The following is an 18,744-nucleotide window of genomic DNA, read 5'->3' as shown; positions in this document are numbered from 1 at the left end:
CATGAAAGTATCAGGTCGTGACCGACGAACAGCGCGAGGCTGCAGGCCGCAAAGCTCCAGAATACGCAACAAAGCATCATCTTCGAATTCTTGCGCCTGTTACATGCCGGTTGTCATATCCCTTTGCGGAACGAGGGGCATTACGTGTTCGACGTTACAGACGACCTAATCGATCGAATCTACGAGGCTGCGGCTGTACCAGAGCTTTGAGGCTGCGGCTGTACCAGAGCTTTGGGACGGCGTTCTTGATCGGATTGCACGGCAATTCGGCTCCATTGGCGGCCTGCTGTTTACAGCCAATTCTCAACACACTGCCTGGGCTGGCTCATCCATCATGCGGCCCTTGTACGCGGAATTCGTCGAAAGAGGGCTGGAGCCGTACAACCCACGCCCTGAGCGAGCATTCGCCAGAGCTCACAACGGGTTTGTTTCCGACCATCAGCTGTTCACCCCTGAGGAGATGGACCGTGATCCTTTTTATCAATACCTCCGGAGCAAAGGCGGAGGGTGGTGCTTTGGCACGGTGATTCAGGCGCCGACTGAAGATCTTGTTGTTTTCAGTTGGGAGCGCCGGTTTGAGGATGGGCCGGTTTCCAACGAAACTGTTGCCGCGCTTGACCCGCTAAGAGCGCATCTAGCCCGGGCAGCGCTCATTTCAGGGCGATTGGGTCTTGAGCGAGCGCGAGCCGCGGCCGAAGTTCTAGGGCTCATCGGCTTACCAGCTGCGGTTCTCTCACGCTCCCATCGGCTGCTAGCTGCCAACCAGCTGTTCGACGACCTTGTGCCTCGTGTCGTCCAAGATCGGAGGGTTCGGATCGCTCTGGTCGATAAGCGGGCCGATAGCTTGCTTGCGCTAGCGTTGCAGCAGGTCGACGGTCAATCAGCCGGTCAGGTGCGATCTATTCCGATAGCTGCGACCGAGGAGTCTCTGGCCTCCATTGTGCATGTCGTGCCAGTGCGAGGCGTTGCAAATGACATCTTCGCAGCGTCTTGCATCCTCATCCTCACGACTGTTTCGCAACCGAAGCTTGCACCTGTTCAGATAATTCAGGGTTTGTTTGATCTGACGCCGGCGGAAGCAAACGTTGCGCGCTGGATTGCCGGCGGCAAAACCGTCGATGACATAGCGACAGGCGCGGGTGTGACCGTCGGCACGGTTCGGCAGCAATTGAAGTCTGTCTTCAGTAAGACGGGCGTTTCCAGGCAGGCTGAACTCGTCAGCATACTTGTTGGCACTGCCTTAGGCGGCAATAGGCGAACGGATTTTCTACATGAGTAACGGGACGGAGAATGCCCGCTTCATTGCGGCGATTGAGGCTATTTACAATTCGGCGCCGCGTCGATCCAACTGGCCGCTTGCGCTCCAGGCTATTGCCGATGTCTTCGGCGCAGTCGGCACCGTATTGATGTGGCGTCGCGACGACGGCAGCTTTGGAACAATCGTTTCCCCCAAGCTCAGCGCACTCCACGACGCTTACCAAGAGAAGTGGTGGCGCCACGATATCCGTGCCGTCAGAGCCGTCGAGCAGGGATATGTAAGGGGCACGGAAGCAGTTACGGATCGTCATCTAGTAACCCCGGAAGAGATTGAAAAACATCCGATCCACACCGAGTTTCTGTTCCGCACGGTCTCGGCTGGGTCGCTGGCGCCACTATTTCACCAGACCCAGGCATCGATGTCTGGATTGGCGTCCAGCGCGCCAACTCTGGTTTGACGATATCGCAACAGAAGTCTAACGCCTTGATTTCATTGGGTCGCTGGAAGACCATAGCATGAACGAGGGGCAGATTTATCTGGGCCCTTCCATAGCAAGCCTCAGGGACTTCGGTATGCGCTGCGCCTTTCCGCCTGAGATAAACGCCACGCGTACACGCGCCGTGACTAGGAGATCGTCCCCCCGCCTGCATTCCTGCAGCAAGGCGATCGACGCGCCCCTCACCTCTTGCGGGACCGTGACGACGTCGAGCAGGTCGTCCAAGATCGCCGGTCTTAGGAAATCGATTGTCATCGAACGGACAACGAAGGCAAAGCCGGGCGCGTCGGTCTGCGCTTCCTCGAGCAGCGCTTGCTGATTGCTGCCGCGTTCCATGAAGCGCAAAAAATTCGCGTGATAAACAATCTGGCCGGCGTCGGTATCCTCGAAATAAACGCGGACCTGCATATGATGGCGGCCTTCGCGAATTTCGCCATCAAGAGAGGCTGTCACAGAACGGTTCCCGTTAATGCGCTTCTGAGACCAATTGTCTGGCACAGAGGCGCTTTCCTCAGCAAGCGCCAATCGTCTTTGGCTTGGCGGGCGCTATGGTCCAAAATGCCGGCTTAGTCGCGATTCAACTACGCCTCGAATGTTACTGAGCAAGTCAAAATCACGGACTGGCGTTGGCCAGGACTTGCTTCCTTCGCAAATTTGGGTGGTAGGCGAAACCATCAGAACTTGCGGACGCAAGAAAGCCGCCCGGTTAGGGCGGCTGATCTGCCCGATTCGGTATCGCAATTTAAGTTGGTTGCGGGGACACGCAACACCCGATTCTTGCGATTGGTCGAGAGAGCTATTCCTCGATTGGCGGCGTAGCGTTCGCCGTACTTCCATCCAAGGTCGACGTTGCAACGACGTGTGAGCCACCTTCGGCGAAATACAAACTGAGCAAATATTTAGATCCGTCGTCGGTGATTTTCCTCACCATGTTCGAATGCTTGCCGAACTCGTATACCTTCTCTTTTTCCGGACGGATCCAAATTTGGGTCGTGGTCGAGTAGCTCAGCCATTTGGCTTTCGCCCTCACAGATCCGGGCGGGCGGATTTCCCGCACCCGGCTCTTCCCGAGGGTAACCCGCGTCATATCCGTGCCTGCGCCCAAGTGCGAGCGCAGCTAAAGAACAGCGAACGCTCCAACTTGGAGAATCGGCGCCATGTGCTTAATATCGAGATCGAACGCTTGTCATATGCGATCGCAAACAGCCGTCGTAAGCCAGATGAGTTGCTCAAGCGGATAGATGAATGCGACGCGGAACGCGAAACTGTCGAGGAGCGATTACGATTGCTGGGCAACGGCGACGAAAACGTCATCCCGTTCGATCATCCGAAGTTCGGTGATCGATACCGTTCGGAAGCTAAGAAATTGGTCACCGCGCTCAAGATAAATCTGAAAGCTATCGAAACCCGCATCGCTTTCCGTAGCTTGGTTGAACGCATTATAGTGCATCCAGTGCGCAAGCGGATGCCATACGAATATACACCGTACCTGAACGCCGCTGCCCTTTTCAGCATGAAGCTTTTCCCAGAAAATCGCCACAAGACGAGGAAGATCAGCACGCCTTCCCACTACGAGACGTCGCAACAGAAGCCTAGCGGGTTGCTTTCATTGGGTCGCTGGACGGCTAGCTAGTTGGTCAACTCCAGTGAGACCTTTACCTTTACACATCCTGAAAACCGCGATGAAAAGCATTTTCTATCCGATCTCAGTGAGCTTTGCTGCAAATATCTGGATCCCTCTTAATCCGTAACTGCGGACAACAGAAGGATTGGGCAGGATCGCAGTGTAGCGGATTCGCGCTCAACTTTGGGTTCCATCCGATGTCACAGCCGGAGCCTTGTCCGTTTGAGCACGCCATATGCGAAGGCGATCTACCCATATATCGAATGCGATCCTTTCTTGCTCGAGGCGCCACGGTCCTTCAGCCATCATCCGCTGGGCGTCACTTTCCTCCTCTCTCAATCCGACATAGGCGCCCTCAGATCCTGGTCTCGAGGTGTCCGCTACCCAATAGGGCCGCAAGCGGTAAGCGGTAGCAGCATCCATGAATGCCGTCTCGAGATGGAATAGACCGCCGCGGCGAAGCGCGGCCACCATCTGGAAGCCGGCATGGTCGAGGTCCCCAGCATAGAGAAGCGGGCACGCGGCGAGCCACGACGCTGCTGCGAGAACGCGTACCGCGTCCCCGCGTCCGAAAATCGCGATCACGCCCGGCACTGAAGGAAGAGCGCGAAAGGTAGCCAGATTTTCGACAACGATGGCACCATGCAGACCTGCATTGGACTGAGGAGACAGTGGCGAGGATACGAGGGATGACGCGGGCAACGCGAAATGGACATAGGGAAGCAGATGACCATCGAGATCGCGTATCTCAAACAACGCCGTTTCATCGTCTATGAAACCGAGCTTACCAGCCCAGCTTTTGGCACTCGCATTTCCTGGAATACCGAGCGCCAACATGATGGGGCCAACAAGCCCCCGGTTCTGCTCGAGGAACTTGGTGTGCATCCCCGCACATGCGACTTCTCGCAATCGGATGAGCGAGACCGACGACTGTAGAATGTGCGCCACGAAGCGGCACACAATATCGAAGTCACCTTCTGGCATAGCAACGATCGCCGGCCAATGGTCGGCCAGCAAAGACAGCCGCGCGTCATGGGTGGCTAGGGCTTGGCAGCGCCGCCGCGCCTTTGACAGATCTGCTGATCGTTTTAACAGGCGCGCCACACCGTCGACCGACGTCACTCGCGCGCTGCAAGGGATGCGCACACGGCCAAAGTTGCGCGTATTCCAGTCCTCATATTCGATTTCTACGTCAGCCGATCGTGCTGCCGCCTCCTGCCAGGAGATACACCATGCTCGAATTACCGGGAAATGCTCGGAGACGAGGGCAGCCGTCAAGCCGGGCGTCGAGATCGTGAAAGTTTCCGGGACGGCGCCCGGCGTCCGAAGCTCGACGGATACCCATCGCTCAACGCGCCTAGCGAGCCAAAGCTCGAAATCCTTCGGTGTCTTCCATCGCGGGATGACATCAGCCGCCACGGTCATTCAATAACTCATTCGAGAGTCCACTGGCAGCAACACGCTCCAGCGCGTCAGTTGTCAACCCGGCGAGACGCTCGTCGATTTTAGCCAGATCGAGCTGTTCGACATTGATCCCCGCTTCCTTGGCCATCATGAGAGCTGAAGCGGCGGCCATGCTTTGGTTGTGTTGCACAAGGTTTTTGAGGCCGTGCACGGTGACTACGGTTCTGCGGTCCTTTGTGTCGACAGCGAAAGCTCGCTCAATATGACGCGCAACAACAGCAAGGTTCTTGGAGGGCATGGCAAAGATCATCTGGAAGCCGAAAGCACTAAACAGCTGCAACAAGGCGCGGATCGTGTCGTCGTGGCTATTCTTGAAGGCCTCGTCCAGCATGAGAACGCGAAACGATTTGTGAGCCGCCGCCGGATTGACCATCCCGAAGCGCCATGCAAGGCCCGCGGCCATCACCGTCATGGCGAGACGCTCCTTCTGGCCGCCCGATGAACCGGTAGCGCCGTCATAGTCATTGATGATGGTTTCCGTGCCATCTGCGTGGAGCTTGTACTCCTGTGCGATAAAGGTGAACCACCGGCGGCTGTCAAGAACCTCCCGCCGCCACGCGTTATTCTCGGGGACATCCTTGACCTGATCGATGAAGCGTTTGGTTTTGGTATATCGCTCCTCGATATTGCCGTCGCTATTGCCGATCCAATCATCAGTGACCTGCCGCAAATCTTTGGTAAAGGTTGCGATGCGCTGCGATACGGCGTCGTTGGCTTTGAATCGCATCCGCGTGCCGTGCACCGGATCGTAGGTGACGGCGCGCAGCGTCTCGTTGATGCCAATCACGGTGTCGCGGATCTCGAGGCGTTCTTTTTCTAGCTGCGTCTTGATGTTGACGATCCCGTTATCGATCGCATCCGTCATCGCCTGTTGCAGACGCTCTCGGTGACGGACCAACTCGCGGCCTTCGATATCCGTGCGTCGCTGCCGCCAATCAGCTCGTGTGCCGGCCCCATCCTCATCCGTGAGTCCGGCGACGCTCAGTAAGGCGGTCTCCGTCGAAAACTCCTTGAAATAGTCCGATCCCAGCCGGGTGAGTGATGGTAGGAGTTTCTCCCGCTTCGTGGACTCTTTATCCAATCCCGTCTCGATTCCGCTGCGAATCGTCTCCCACACCCCTACACCCCTTGTCGCGTTGGGAGCGGGATCTTCTTCGAAGATGGATGCCGTTACTCCAGCCTGCCGGGCGATGAGACAATATCCTTTCCACTCCGAATAGGGCGTCCGGCGCTTTCCAACTTCCGCATCGAGCTTTCTAAGGCGCTCCGTTTGGTAGTTCAGCTCGTGGTTTTGCACGACAAAGACACCAGAACGCTCATCAGCAGTCTTCTTGGCCGCCGGGACTTCTGCTCGCGCTTTGGCCAGGGCTTTCGATATGGCCACGTAGCTCGGATCCTTCGCCGTCGCCTCTTCGATCCACGCCTCGCGCTCCTCGATTTCACTCTCGATGCGACAAAGGTCGACGCGCTCAAAGTCGCCCATCGAATCGGCTAACTGGCGCATCTGCGTTGCCTTGACGATGAAATTGTCACGGCCGGCACGCAGGGTCTTGCCCTGTTCGGCGCGCGACCTTTGCATCGCTTCGATCCGCTTGATCTCTCGGGATAGGTGGGCGATGCGCTCCGTGCTATCCCAGCCGAGTACGAACGAAGATCGGTCGTCGATATGTCGTCTATCGTCCTTGACGTGACGGTCGCCGTCGCGGCTCTGCCCGGCCTTGGTGAGGCCTCGTCGACAACGGCGAAAATTATCGTCGGCGGCCGTAAAACACTCGTGGTCGTATCGCGTGTCGAGGACCCGGCGGACGTGACCCGCAAATCGGTTGCCGGGGCGTACTTCTAATTTTCCCGCAACGCGATCATCACCGAGCTTCGCGGAGCCTAGCGCAATGGGGTCGACTCTATCGTATTCCAGTCTCAGACCAAGATGGCTGCGATCTATCCAAGCAGCGGCTCGCGGATAGAGGGCCTCGTCGACCAACAACCTCCGGGCTTGATTGGCAAGCAAGCGATTGATGGCGCCCTCCCACCCTTGGGCGGCTGCATGAGGAGCAACGCGCACGAGCTCGCCAAAAAACGGCAGGGAATCCACGACAACGCCAAGCGCTTCCGCAAGCTTTTCGCGAATTTCGACATGCTGACGTGGAAGATTGGATCGCGATCTTTCAGCGGCATTAAGGTCGGTCGTCGCGTTCTTGAGCTCTGTCTCGAGCGTCGCAAGTTCACTGGATAATCTGGCCAGTGCTACGTCCATCTCTCCGGTCCGTGCCGGAGTGCGATCGGCTGCCTTGTTAAGTTCGCCTTTTATCCGTTCCCACTGGTCCTGCGTATGATGCGACTGCTCGAACGAAACGTCGGTCGAAAGCCCGAATTCAGCGAGTGCTTTCGATAGCTTTTCCAGGTCAGTCGTAACCGTCGCCATCTGTGTCGTGCGATTTTCGATTTCCTGCCGCCACTCGATCACACGTTGGCCCCCGAGATCACGCTCTTGTCGTTCAAGGTCGCTCACCCGACGCGTCAAGTCGTTCAACTGTGCAGACGCGGCTTCGCTAATGCGCCGCGTCGCGACTAACTCAGTATGGCGCCGTGCAACATCGCGACGGACCGCCCTAGCCAGCACCACGGTCTCTGCTTGCTTGCGGTAGGACTGCAAACGCTTGAGCCGTTCGGTCGCCGCGAAAGACTGCTCAACCTCATCGATTTCACGAATAATCCGCTGGAGCCGTGTCAGCTTCTGCTCGTCTTGCTTCACGGCCTGGTAGGCGTCGTCGAGAGCCGCTGTGGATCTAACTAGCTGATCGGCCGTCTCCGCGAGAACCGACATCGGCAGAATGAGCTCGCGCATGAACTCGGTCAGATTGTCGACGGTCTTGGTGCCGATGGCGCGCTCAAACAAAGCCCACGCTTGCTTGGCATCATCAATCCCGAAGCGTGCGGAGAGGGCAGCCCTATAGGAGGCGAACGTCTCGTAAACGGTTACGCCTTTGTCGGCCAGGGCGTTTCTTATGGTGCGGGCTGTTTCGAATTGAGGGAAGTCCGTGGCGATATTGAGAGGGTGCCGGGCGAGGATGTAGCGTTGACTATTGCCTTGTCCCTGAGCGTCGTATTGCACGAGACGCGCCGCCGAAACAGTGTGGCCGCGGCCATCGGAAAAATTGCCAACGATAGCCATGAACTTGCGGTCTTCATATTGGCGCAGCACGACATATTCGTTGCGGCCATCCTGCTGCACCTTTCCGAGGACGCCCAGATAGTATGTCCGGATATCGCGATCCCTCTTCCGCGCTTCGGGTACTGTTGCATCGTTGAAATTAGGTTCCTGAGCGACGAGCATACGAAATGCGTCGATGGCTGTGGTTTTTCCGACCCCATTGCGTCCAGTAAAGATGGCGCTGCCCCGATTGAACTGAAGGACCGAAGGGGCGCCGTCATAACTGCCGAAATTCTGGACATGGAGCTCGTCCAATCGGAATCCGGCACGCTCGGAAAATGAGCCGACTGTGAACGAACTGAATTCGCTATCTTCAACCGCGGGCTCTGCCATCGCGCCGTTCGCCAATTCGCTACTCACCGTACTGTCCTCCCAGGGACCCAGCGTCCTCCCCTCCTCCCGGCGGCTCTCCTGACGCCACAAGGTCGCCTATCAGCCCGCTGAAGCGTTCCAGTTCGTCACGAGGTACCATGACGAGCAAAATCAATTGGGGTTGGATCGCGGGCTGACCACTCAGCTGGGTCTCCTCAATGAGCCCATAGTCTTTGAATTTATTCAGAGCGGCATTGATGCGGCCAGTCAGTGTCGCTTCATTGTTCCGCTGTGCGTCTGGTTGCAGATTGATGATTGCATCGCAAACCTCGCTGCGGAGGATGGACTGATCCAAGATTCCCATGCCTGCCGCTGAATTGAGCTTATCGTGTAGATACGCCAGCACCTGGCTTTCGAGGAAAGTCAGCGCCCGCGATTGTAACAGAGGAGGAAGAGCTGCTTTTCCCTTGTCCTGAGCCCGGCGTTCGCGCACGCTGTCGCTGGTCTGGCGAAGCAAGGCAATTCGATAGTCGTTGTGAACCACCAGCTCGACGCCGAGTTCGTCGAACCATCGGCTGAGATGGTCGCGCCCTAGGAAAAGTTGTTGCCAAAGATCTGGATCGTCATCTTCGCGAAGCGGTCCGGCAAGGAGCCGCACCTTTACGTGCTCGATCGATACTGGCGCGTCGTTGCCCATGGATCATCCTTGCACGTTTGTATTGGATTCGCCGAGTGGGTCGACACCATTGTGCAGGGACTGAGAGGGGTTAGCGTGCCCGATGAGCCACTGGACGTGCGTTTTGACGCTGTCCTCTGCCAACTTCGACCAGATGTCATTGTCGATGAGGCTGTCATCGGGCAAGCGACAACTGATCTCCTCGATCCCCTGGCCTGGTTCGCCCTCGTTAAGAAAAATGGGATCGAAAAACGTACAGGTGCGCTGACCAACCGGATCTTCGTATTCATCGATTAGGCGTGTGATCGCCATCAGATTGAGGTCAAACCTCGAAGGCAGGTGCTGGACAGCCAATTCTATGAAGGCATTGAGCTCGAAAAGACCGAATCTGAGGGGAAAGAGCTGCAGAACCTGGCTGAGCTGCACTTGGCCGAGCCCAGACTTAATACGGGCGAGCGCGATCCTGAGCTTCAACTGCTCATGAGCCACATAAGACTGGCGCTTCATTTCGCGTTTGAAGGCCTCTGCATCCGATTCATCTTCCACGCCGTCGATTGATGGTGCAACCTTCGCCCGTTTTGCAAGATTGAAAGGAAATCGAATGTCTGCCGTCGGGTGTGGCTTGAACGCCGTTCCCGGAAGAACGATACCAAGACCCTGCAAGCGCCGATCGCGGGGAGACGGGCTGATCCTGTCCCGAAGCTCAATAAACCGCTTGCCGAGCTTTCGATGGGTTCTGCTGACCGCGCGCATCTCGTCGATGTCCTCACGTACCACGATGCCGCGCAGCTGCTCGTAGTAGCCTGTGAACTCGCTGTCGATACGGCGCGACCTATCGAAGAAGCTTTCCACTGCGCCATCAAACCTCGTTGGCATTTTTCCGGCGGCAATGAAGCGCTTGTAGATCGCGGGGTGCGACTTCAATTCTTCCACCTTCCGGCGGGTAGCCGAGCGCAGTTGGTCATCGGTCAATAGTTGGCGAAAGGCATCCAGCGAAGCAAACTCATCGGTGTCGCGGACCTTGTCTTCCTCGCTGAACACGAGGTCGAGCAACTGGCCCTTTGGGGCATCAGACGTCATGACGATGTCCTGAGTTGCCGACCTGTGACGTGCCACCAGTTCGCGAACCTGATCGAGATCCGCTCCAATGGCGCCGTGAATGCACAACAGCTCTTCGAAACCGGCAATGATTTCGCGCTCTGGCAGGGGCTCGACCTGGCCGGTCCGCTCGATAGCGACAATCTCCTTTTCTGCACGCGAGATCTGGTCTTTGAGGTCCCTGATCCTGCGATCGGGAATGCCGCTCGTCCGTGCCGCCAGATCATTGGCGAGATCAACGAACCGTTTGAGCCGGCTCTCGGTGGACACGGATCGGCCAGCCTCGATCGATGCCAAGAGGGTATGTGCCTCGCGGCCGAAGGACGTAAGCCGATAAAATTTCAGGCCGGAGCGATCGATGTGGACTGAAAACCAATGGGCACCGCGCAAAGTAGACCACTGCTCGAGATAATGCTTCGGATCGTCCTGAAGGCGCACTTCTCCATCCTGCGAGAGATCAAGCTCGCGGGCCGCCACCAGGAGTTGCTCGAGAGTGGCGCAAAGCTGGTCTTCGGTCGCCTCGCTGACCTCCGGATTTATGAAGCAGATCCTCGCCAGTGCCGCGGCGATGGGAAAACGAGGAGAAGAAAAAATCCTGAGAACTGCACTGTTCCCATATAGAAAATCGATGGTCTTCAGTGTCTCGAGCAGTTCGGGCATGCTTCACCCCATTCCAGCACAACACTCCTCAAGGGAACATACAAAGAACATGTCGACTGGTCGAGACGATCTTGTTCCGGCCTGCAGGATCATGGCCGTCACCCCCGTGATCCACCGGTCGCCGCTCAATCGACGTTGGCGGGCCGCTAGGCTTTAGGAGCTGCGCTTGGCCGCCCGGTCGTGGCTAATGCTGCCGCCTTCCTATCTACTGCATCATATCCCAAAATAGACATTTATGGGATTAATTTACATATGATTCTATCGTTCCCACAGCTATATATTGAAAAATGGTCATTTAAGAGCTATTTTTGCATATGATGCCAGCCCCCCGGTCGAGCCTTGCGAACTTCCTCACATCTCTCCAATCCGAGGGCCGGATTACGTTCACACGCGCCGAAGCCATTGCAGCCCTCGGCATCACAGAGGCCGCCTTCCTGAAGGCCGCCGCCCGGCTCCAGAAACGCCGCACGCTGTTCAATCCCCGGCATGGATTCTACGTGGCTGTCCCGCCGCAATTCATGAATTGGGAGGCCCCACCCCCCGCCTGGTACATTGACTCGCTGATGCAGCACGAAGGCCGTCCATACTATGTTGGTTTGCTCAAGGCAGCCGAATTGCATGGCGCCTCGCATCACGCCGTCACGGCATTCCAAGTTGTGACAGATCGGCAGCTCCGGAAGATCCGCGCAGGGCGTTCTTGGATCACATTCCATTTCCGCAAAGACCTAGAGAGCATCCGCGACGGCATCGTCAATCACAAGACAGACACTGGAAGCATGAAGGTCTCTGGCCCTGAGCTGACGGCACTCGACCTGCTTCGCTACATGCACGTGGCCGGCGGCATTGATGCGGTGGCGACCGTCATGACCGATCTCGCTGAGCGCATCGATGGTCAAAAGCTTGCTGCTATGGCCGTGCATTTCGAGCGCGCCTGCGGCCAGAGGCTCGGCTATCTATTCGATCGCCTCGGATATGGCGAGCGCGCCAATCCGCTCTACGATGGTCTCTTCGAAAACGGACCGGTGCCTTGGGTCGCGCTCGAGCCGGAGCCGCGCAAAGTCGCAAAATCCGAAAGCGAGCCCGTTGAGCGCAACGAGCGTTGGCGCGTCGCCGTGCAGCGCTATCCGGAGGTCGATGAGTGATCCCGACTCAAAACATCATCGCATGGTCAAAGCATGTGCCGTGGGCTGAACAGCGCCAAGTCGAGCAAGATCTCATCATTGCACGGGCACTAGTCGAACTCTTCAATGATTCCTTCCTCCGCAAGGAGCTTCGATTTCGCGGTGGAACGGCGCTCAACAAACTGCACTTCCTAAAGCCTCTCCGATATTCGGAGGATATCGATTTCGTACGGACGACAGCTGGCGGAATCGGTCCAATCCTCGACCGCATTCGAGACATTCTGACACCATGGTTGGGCAATCCTCGCTTCGATCAAAGCGAGGTTGCCCCCAAGTTTCGCTTCAAGACTAACGCGGAAGATGGACTAGGCCTCATCCGCCTAAAGGTGGAGATCAACACGCGCGAACGCGAGGCCTACGACCCCGCTGTTACGTTTCCCTTCAAGGTCGAGAATCCGTGGTTTTCGGGCGCGACAGAGATTCCGACGTTTTCGAACGAGGAATTGTTGTCAACCAAGTTGCGGGCGCTGCTTCAGCGCAACAAGGGACGCGACCTGGTCGATCTTTCGCATTCGCTCGACATCTTCGAGAAGCTCAATACGAAACGAATAGTTGAACTGTTCGGCAAGTACCTGGAACTCTCCGGTCAGGCGATTTCGCGCGCGCAAGCCGAACAGCGCATGTTTGATAAACTTGAGCGGCCCGATTTTCTCGCTGACGTCAAACCGTTGTTGACCGCGGATGAAGCGGCACATTTTACAGACGAAACCGGAAGGAAAGCGTTTGCGGTAGTATTTCGCGACATTATTCGGCTAATCCCAGGCGAGCCTTGGGCGAATACCGCCGAAAGAATTGAACAACATGACCTTGCCGATTTGCTCGCTGCTTGAGCGACTAGAGCGGCGCTCTGGCTCCTACAACGAATTCGAGCGCATCCTTCTTAACCTTCCGCGCTGGAGCGCATCGTGAACGGGACGATAGATTGGTCCAAGTATTCTACGGTCCTGTTCATGGACAGTATGGTCGCGTTGGAGGCCAAGCCGCTCCCGGTCCTACCCTGGAAAGAAATTGATCCTGCGGGGCCTATTCTGGTTCTCGTCGTTCCTCAGGTGATGAAGTAGATCGACAAGCGCAAGCGCGACGGCCGCCTTGGAAAACGCGCTCGCGATTTCAATCGCCGGATCGGTCCCGCCGCGGAATCGGACTCTGTCGTCCAGATAACACCAGGACCTCCGCTAGTTGATATCGCGTTCGCGAAAATCAATCGGATTAACTGGGACCTGTTCCAGGATCTCGATCCGGAAGAGGGAGATGCCCGTGTTGTTGCGCAGGTGCTGCATGCTGAAAATGGGGCCGCCGCGATGAAAATACTTTTCAGCTATGACAACAACCCCATTGCCATGGCCGCTCGCTACGGCATCAAGGCCCAAAAATTGCCGGAACACTGGTTGTTGGCGCCTGAACCCAGCCCACAGGAAAAGGAACTGTTGAAGCTAAGATCGAAAATCGAGGAGCTTCAATCCACTGAACCAGATATCGAGATCACCCTTGAATTTCAGGCTCCCGACCCACTGTTGGTCTATCGCATCGAGGCGCTGAGCGCGTCGGAGCAGTCCGACTTTGTCGCAAGAATTCTCCGCGAGAATCCCAAGCGTTCGCAGGACGCCGGAATGCCCGGAATCCATTTCATGCGAGATTCCAGTTATGATGAGAAATACCTGAAGTACCGCGATGTCATCGTTCCACGTCATGTGGCGCGCATTCACCGCTATCTGGAAGAAGAATACAGCCAAATTGGGTTCACGATGGCAATTCGTGTTATCGGCCACATCCAGGCGGAGAACCTAGTCGTCACATTGCGGTCATCAAGTGGCGGCCTGCATGACAAGTTCATCTGTTATCCGGTGTATGGACCAAGTGCGCCACGACCCAAGCATCATTTTGATATCGCGCGGCCGATGGTTCGATTTCCGGAGATCAGGAGTCCGGTCGGCCGCCATGATATCGACTTCGCCGTCGGTCCCAACGGCGGCTAGGTCATAGAAATTCATTGCGCGGATTTCCGGCATGGGCGAACTTGGACCTTCCAGGGAATCGCGCGGCTCGATCCGTATGCCCAACAGCCGTTCCACATTGCGGTCGAGATAACAGCGTCAAATTTGCACGGCTCTCGCGCGAAAACATTTAAACAAGGTTGCGTGACGAAGGTCGTCAATGTCTCTAATCTCATCAATTTGGAAGCTGGCCGCGGCTTTGTAACGGATTTTCCGTTGCGCGAGCAATTCGAGGCTGCGCTTAAGTCCAAGAATGGCGATTGGTTCGATTTTTCATTCGCCAAGGTCGACGATGACGAGGCTGATAATGATTGAGCAATGACAATGATAGGCGAGTTGGACCGAGCCGTTGCGCAAATGGCGCAATGAATCTGCCGCACAGGAGCCCTTTGGATAGCGCCGATCTTACTTAAAATGCCGTTGTGCAGAGGCAGTCGTCGCCCACCTAATAGCACAACAAACTCAGGGCTGCGGGAGAATGGCAAAGCCGATCAATCTACCGAATGGCCGATCCTGGAAGACGCAAACAGCAGCGTTAGCCCATTTTAAGGATATGCTTTCCCGCCATTCAGATAACCAGATCGTGGAAAGCCGATCGGATCATGATGATCTGGTTGCCCTCCTCGAGCGCTACGACGCCGTCATCATCGACAATCCCTCGAAGATCGGATCAGGTATCGAGCACTTTTTCCGACGGCGAAACATCGGCGAGGGATATTCGACACCTGGCTTTTGGGTTCACAGGACCGACGGGACCGACACCGACTTCAGCTATATCGACGCCGTGAAGGGCCAGCCGAAATCGAACGCGCAGGAATTTTATGATGCCTGCCGAGGAGCGGTTGCGGCCGATCTTATCGCAGCGAAGAAGCGCCATTTCGAGGCTTACGGAGATGGTGTTGGCCGCGTACCATGCGACCTGTCGGACGAACTGATCTCCTTTTCCGAAGCCCATTTGGATCACGCTTATCCAACGTTCGGGCAATTGGTTGTGAGTTTTCGCGCCGCGCGGGGGTGGCAGCATGGCGTGCCCGTTGGGGTCCTCACGCCACCGGCAGACACTCAGACGACGACTAGCTTTCTTGATCCGGCTGTGGCCGAGGCATTTCGGCAATTTCATCGAGGCGCCGCGACTCTGCGTATCATCTCACGCGCACGCAATCTATCCATGGCAGCCGGACAGCGAAGGCCGAAGATAAAGCGGCCAGTGCACCTGGATCCCTAGGAGGCATCTATTGAGATGATGGCGCAAGCGCGAAACTAAAGCACTCTGGCCGATGGCGAGACAACACCCACCGAAGGCTTGCACGTAGGTGCCCCGGGCGAAGGACCATGGAGAGACCTCAGCCAGTACAGCGTCGGCTGGACAGCGTTCGCTCCACAGCGACTTCCGCCACGTGGCGCTCCGATATCGCAACAGAAGTCTAACGGGTTGAATTCACTGGGGTGCTGGATGGCTAAGGCGCGAAGGAACAGATCTATCTATGCCCTTCCATAGCGAGCCGTAGCGCCTTAGTGATTGGCCGGGCTTTGCCGGCTGAGATATCGGCTGCAGAACGCGAGGATCGAACGTGGCTGCGAAAGCGTGGTCGAATGATGAGCTTTACTCGCGGCTTGCGAAAAGGAGCGGAGAGCACTTGCCCGCAAGACGCGACCCGCCTTGCTGCCACTCTAAACCAACCATTGAGCTCATAGCTGTTGGAAGTCCGTGATAAGGCGTTGCTGATACTGCGCCGGTGCTATTTGAGCTCAACCTTTGCGCCCGCCTTCTCCAACTGCACCTTGAGTCTTTCCGCTTCGTTCGCGTCGATACCCTCCTTCAGCGGTCGAGGCGCGCCTTCGACCAGGTCCTTAGCTTCTTTCAAGCCAAGGCCGGTGATCGCGCGAACCTCCTTAATGACTTCGATCTTGTTGTTACCCGCCCTGGCGAGAACGACTGTAAACTCGGTCTTCTCTTGCGCTAGGGTAGAGGCCCCGCCAGCGATTCGATTGGTCGTCGCGATCGGGGTAACGGCGGAAACGCCCCACTTCTCCTCCAGACGCCGTGCCAGATCCGCGGCCTCGAGCACCGTAAGGCGCGATAGCGCGCTGATCCGGGGAGATTGACTCGTCAAATGACCACTATCGAGAATGTTGCTGTAACGTTGATCGAGGCCCCCACGAGTGCGCGCGCCACGCGTCATGAGCCAGCAGAAGAATGCTCCGACTTGAACTTGGTTCGCCAGATTGCTGCGCCAACGCGCGAGCTCCACGGCGGCGAGCTTGCGGTGATTCTCTTGGGGACTGTCGGCAGCCAACGCGACTAGCAGATCCCCCTGTAGTCTGTTGGCTTCGAAGAAGTAAACGGCGCCGACACGACGGGCCTGCTGAAGATGCTCTATTGCCCCATCTACGTCCGGCGGCGTTTGCGCGAGACGTTGATGCGCCGCGAGGATGGACGCATCGGATAGCCAAGGGTGGCTTTGTGCCAACTCCTCTATCCAACGATCGTTGTGCTGTAGCCATCCCAATCGCAGCATCAACACGCCTACCGCCGCTGAGACCCAAGGATCGTCCCCCACATCGGCGCTCGCGTAGCGGGCCAGATGGGCCGGACCATGACCGATTTCGTTCCAGATGCCTGTAGCGGTTTCGGTCGAAGTGGAGGTAAGAGCTTGGAGGAGAGCATGCGTCTCCGGGCGCGACGGAACGATGCTCAGAGTATCGCCACTGAGATAGGGCGCCTCCGAAGTGCGGACTCTAACTTTGACGCCCCCGGCGAATAAAGGAACAAGTACGCGCTGAACGCGGTTTGCTTCGATCGCAAACGAAAGTCTTAAGCGCGCTCCTGAATCAGCTGGAGGAAGTTCGCCACCGCGATCAAATTCAACTTCGACATCTCCCGAGGTAGTTCGGCGAGTGCTGACGTTGCTCGCCGTGAAGGGCCGCCATCCCCCGGTACGTAGCGGTTGGCTGTCGTACGATAGCCCGAGACTATAGGCGGACCCAGGACCGGGATTGAAGCTCATTGTGGCGCCTGTTGACATGTTGCCTACGTCGACTCGCCGCTGCGACGCGACGGCGTGCGTCTGGAGCATATCGGGCAATGCCTCGAGATGGTTTTCGGTCCAGAGTTCGATTGCCGCGAACTCCCCCGCCATTTCCGTGTTGGCCCCTCCTGACGTGCTGTGCCTGGCCGAGATCAGTGCACCTAGCCCTCGGAGAGAATCGAGCGAAGGAGCCTCCAACTTTGAGGTGTCCGACGCTACGGGGAAGCTCCACAGTACTTGCCCTGCGCCGAGCGATTCCAGACTGGCGGTGTATGTTCCTACCTGAGGCGCGTCGAACTCGAACGTGCCAGCCGGCGGAAGGACCAATCGAGGACGTACCAGCACCTGCCCGTCTGGGGCGAACACCCCTATGCGAACGGCCCCGGAGTCCTTCGGCGGCTCAATAGTGATTCTTGGCATTACGTGACCCGGTGGAGCAAGACTGGATCGACGCGCATTTCTGAGAGGTCGACCCGCGTGAGCGATTGGGACCGATAATTTGCATTTTCCTTGGCGAAAGTCGCTTGGACGTAGCACAAGTCCATGCGCGCCTGCGCCCTCCCTATCCACTGTTCGGCTCGATCGGCACGGGCGACGATGACGTTGTCGGCAGCATCCCTCAGACAGACCTGATCCAGCGCGCCGGGTATGACGACGTAGGCAAAGTTGCGCCAGCCGCGTGCGCCGAGACTCGCTGCCGCGCGTCCGAGCAGCGGGCTCACGTCGCGCACGCCGATATAGGTATTGACCCAGACCGGGAAGAAGACGCCCAGGCGATCAAGAAAATCTTGGACGTTTCACCAATGCCGAACCAGAAAATCGGCAGCGGAACGAAGGCAAGCGACGGAACGGCGCGAAACATCTGCACGAGGGGATTAACCGTACCGTGTAACAGCGGCGATTGCGCCATCGCGACGCCAAGTATCACGCCAAGCGCCGCCCCACCAAGGAAACCGATCGCGGCCCGCACCAGGCTCGCGCCGAGATGCCTAGGCAAGCCGCATGACCACCTAATGGATCAACGCTGTACTGCAGTCCTACATGCAGCAGAAGACGAAGCCAACGAAGCGCGCGTGATGCGCAACGCTGTAGCCGAGCCGCGGGATTATGCGGAGTGCCGCGGTCAACAATGCGCCGAAAAAACCTGCGTTCACAGGATGCCACCCGCATAACGCTTTACTCAGCATAATCTCCGCGGCCTTCGCCGGGGGCTTATGTCGCTCTACACATTGCGGCTGATGATCGGCACGGTCGTGACGACACCGGACTTGTGCTGCCGCTGCTACTGCTGCTCATGAGGCTCGCCAACGACACACCCCTGGATCGCTGATGCTGGCGCCGGCGGCTCCGGGCATCGGCCCGCAACTCGTCAGTCATTTTGGGCGCGGCTGAGTTGTTCCCGCTTCGGCGAGCTTGTCTGAAAGATCGTAGCCGGCGAGGTCGGAACCGAGTTCGGTTACCCCCTTGGCTAGTTCGGTGCGGAGCGAGCTCTGGAAGTCATCGTCATAGGTCGCGATGCTGGTGCGGATCGCGGCTCTCCACTGGTCGCCGCGATCCCATGCTTCCGTAAAGGCAGAAGCAAGATCGGCATACTGGCGGTTCGCGATCATCGCTTCGATGATCGATCTGGCCTGAAGCCGATCCTTCGCGCTCTTTGCGGTCGCATCGCGATCCGCCTTCCGGCGGGATCCGACGATGAGCTTGTGGATGGCGTATCGTTCCGGCGACGGGACAAGGACCG

General features: G+C 57.3%; 18 protein-coding genes and 1 pseudogene. 8 read left to right on the top strand and 11 right to left on the bottom strand.

Going from position 1 to position 18,744, the window contains the following annotated elements; all coding sequences use genetic code 11:
• Positions 1 to 343: 343 nt before the first annotated feature.
• Positions 344 to 1,279 carry a helix-turn-helix transcriptional regulator gene (locus tag FNJ47_RS19070; RefSeq protein ID WP_163155743.1) on the top strand — a complete coding sequence of 312 codons (936 nt, stop codon included), beginning with the start codon at positions 344 to 346 and terminating at the stop codon, positions 1,277 to 1,279.
• Positions 1,272 to 1,715 (top strand): hypothetical protein, encoded by a 444-nt coding sequence (locus FNJ47_RS19065; protein WP_163155741.1) that lies wholly within the window; start codon positions 1,272 to 1,274, stop codon positions 1,713 to 1,715. The genes FNJ47_RS19070 and FNJ47_RS19065 overlap by 8 nt, the downstream gene beginning before the upstream one ends.
• 75 nt (positions 1,716 to 1,790) lie before the next feature.
• Here the strand turns inward: FNJ47_RS19065 and FNJ47_RS19060 are convergent, their stop codons facing one another.
• A complete protein-coding gene (locus FNJ47_RS19060) occupies positions 1,791 to 2,207 on the bottom strand; it encodes a YbgC/FadM family acyl-CoA thioesterase (protein ID WP_163155739.1) in 417 nt (138 codons plus the stop codon).
• A gap of 343 nt (positions 2,208 to 2,550) precedes the next feature.
• On the bottom strand, positions 2,551 to 2,841 hold the full coding sequence (locus FNJ47_RS51380) for a YopT-type cysteine protease domain-containing protein (RefSeq protein WP_163155737.1): 291 nt from the start codon (positions 2,839 to 2,841) through the stop codon (positions 2,551 to 2,553).
• A 72-nt stretch (positions 2,842 to 2,913) separates the two neighbouring features.
• Here FNJ47_RS51380 and FNJ47_RS19050 point away from each other — a divergent pair, with 72 nt between their 5' ends.
• The gene (locus FNJ47_RS19050; protein WP_235999967.1) at positions 2,914 to 3,387 is read left to right on the top strand and encodes a hypothetical protein; all 474 of its coding nucleotides are present in this window, start codon (positions 2,914 to 2,916) and stop codon (positions 3,385 to 3,387) included.
• Between the two features lie 168 nt (positions 3,388 to 3,555).
• Here FNJ47_RS19050 and FNJ47_RS19045 read toward each other — a convergent pair whose 3' ends face one another.
• The 4 genes from FNJ47_RS19045 to FNJ47_RS19030 are packed head-to-tail and all read right to left on the bottom strand — an operon-like array spanning position 3,556 to position 10,799.
• Positions 3,556 to 4,803, bottom strand: coding sequence for a Wadjet anti-phage system protein JetD domain-containing protein (locus FNJ47_RS19045; protein ID WP_163155735.1), 1,248 nt, complete (start codon positions 4,801 to 4,803; stop codon positions 3,556 to 3,558).
• On the bottom strand, positions 4,787 to 8,413 hold the full coding sequence (locus FNJ47_RS19040; protein WP_163155733.1) for an SbcC/MukB-like Walker B domain-containing protein: 3,627 nt from the start codon (positions 8,411 to 8,413) through the stop codon (positions 4,787 to 4,789). The genes FNJ47_RS19045 and FNJ47_RS19040 overlap by 17 nt, the downstream gene beginning before the upstream one ends.
• Positions 8,406 to 9,062, bottom strand: coding sequence for a DUF4194 domain-containing protein (locus FNJ47_RS19035; RefSeq protein WP_163155731.1), 657 nt, complete (start codon positions 9,060 to 9,062; stop codon positions 8,406 to 8,408). Before FNJ47_RS19035 ends, FNJ47_RS19040 begins: the two co-directional genes overlap by 8 nt.
• 3 nt (positions 9,063 to 9,065) lie before the next feature.
• Positions 9,066 to 10,799, bottom strand: a complete 1,734-nt coding sequence (locus tag FNJ47_RS19030; protein ID WP_163155729.1) for a DUF3375 family protein — start codon at positions 10,797 to 10,799, stop codon at positions 9,066 to 9,068.
• Between the two features lie 497 nt (positions 10,800 to 11,296).
• Here FNJ47_RS19030 and FNJ47_RS19025 point away from each other — a divergent pair, with 497 nt between their 5' ends.
• From FNJ47_RS19025 to FNJ47_RS19005, 5 genes are all read left to right on the top strand, one after another.
• Positions 11,297 to 11,941: a type IV toxin-antitoxin system AbiEi family antitoxin domain-containing protein gene (locus tag FNJ47_RS19025; protein ID WP_347341686.1), complete on the top strand. Its 645-nt coding sequence runs from the start codon at positions 11,297 to 11,299 to the stop codon at positions 11,939 to 11,941.
• Positions 11,938 to 12,810, top strand: a complete 873-nt coding sequence (locus tag FNJ47_RS19020) for a nucleotidyl transferase AbiEii/AbiGii toxin family protein (RefSeq protein ID WP_163155725.1) — start codon at positions 11,938 to 11,940, stop codon at positions 12,808 to 12,810. The genes FNJ47_RS19025 and FNJ47_RS19020 overlap by 4 nt, the downstream gene beginning before the upstream one ends.
• 441 nt (positions 12,811 to 13,251) lie before the next feature.
• Positions 13,252 to 13,956, top strand: coding sequence for a hypothetical protein (locus FNJ47_RS19015; protein WP_163155723.1), 705 nt, complete (start codon positions 13,252 to 13,254; stop codon positions 13,954 to 13,956).
• A gap of 162 nt (positions 13,957 to 14,118) precedes the next feature.
• A complete protein-coding gene (locus FNJ47_RS19010) occupies positions 14,119 to 14,289 on the top strand; it encodes a hypothetical protein (protein WP_163155721.1) in 171 nt (56 codons plus the stop codon).
• A gap of 163 nt (positions 14,290 to 14,452) precedes the next feature.
• Positions 14,453 to 15,199 carry a DCL family protein gene (locus FNJ47_RS19005; RefSeq protein WP_163155719.1) on the top strand — a complete coding sequence of 249 codons (747 nt, stop codon included), beginning with the start codon at positions 14,453 to 14,455 and terminating at the stop codon, positions 15,197 to 15,199.
• A 514-nt stretch (positions 15,200 to 15,713) separates the two neighbouring features.
• Here the strand turns inward: FNJ47_RS19005 and rplL are convergent.
• The 5 genes and pseudogenes from rplL to FNJ47_RS18990 all read right to left on the bottom strand — a co-directional run.
• Positions 15,714 to 16,088: a 50S ribosomal protein L7/L12 gene (gene rplL / locus FNJ47_RS19000; protein ID WP_235999970.1), complete on the bottom strand. Its 375-nt coding sequence runs from the start codon at positions 16,086 to 16,088 to the stop codon at positions 15,714 to 15,716.
• A 156-nt stretch (positions 16,089 to 16,244) separates the two neighbouring features.
• Positions 16,245 to 16,982, bottom strand: a pseudogene (locus FNJ47_RS55535) (hypothetical protein); the annotation flags it as partial.
• A 440-nt stretch (positions 16,983 to 17,422) separates the two neighbouring features.
• Positions 17,423 to 17,725, bottom strand: a complete 303-nt coding sequence (locus FNJ47_RS51375; protein WP_235999966.1) for a hypothetical protein — start codon at positions 17,723 to 17,725, stop codon at positions 17,423 to 17,425.
• A complete protein-coding gene (locus FNJ47_RS18995) occupies positions 17,722 to 17,973 on the bottom strand; it encodes an ABC transporter permease (protein WP_235999965.1) in 252 nt (83 codons plus the stop codon). Before FNJ47_RS18995 ends, FNJ47_RS51375 begins: the two co-directional genes overlap by 4 nt.
• 403 nt (positions 17,974 to 18,376) lie before the next feature.
• Positions 18,377 to 18,744: GSU2403 family nucleotidyltransferase fold protein (locus tag FNJ47_RS18990; RefSeq protein ID WP_249778683.1), on the bottom strand; the 368-nt coding region annotated here is incomplete at its 5' end.

This window comes from Bradyrhizobium uaiense (assembly GCF_010811875.1).
GTDB classification, from domain to species: Bacteria; Pseudomonadota; Alphaproteobacteria; order Rhizobiales; family Xanthobacteraceae; genus Bradyrhizobium; species Bradyrhizobium uaiense.
This window is presented reverse-complemented; position numbering and strand designations above follow the sequence as displayed.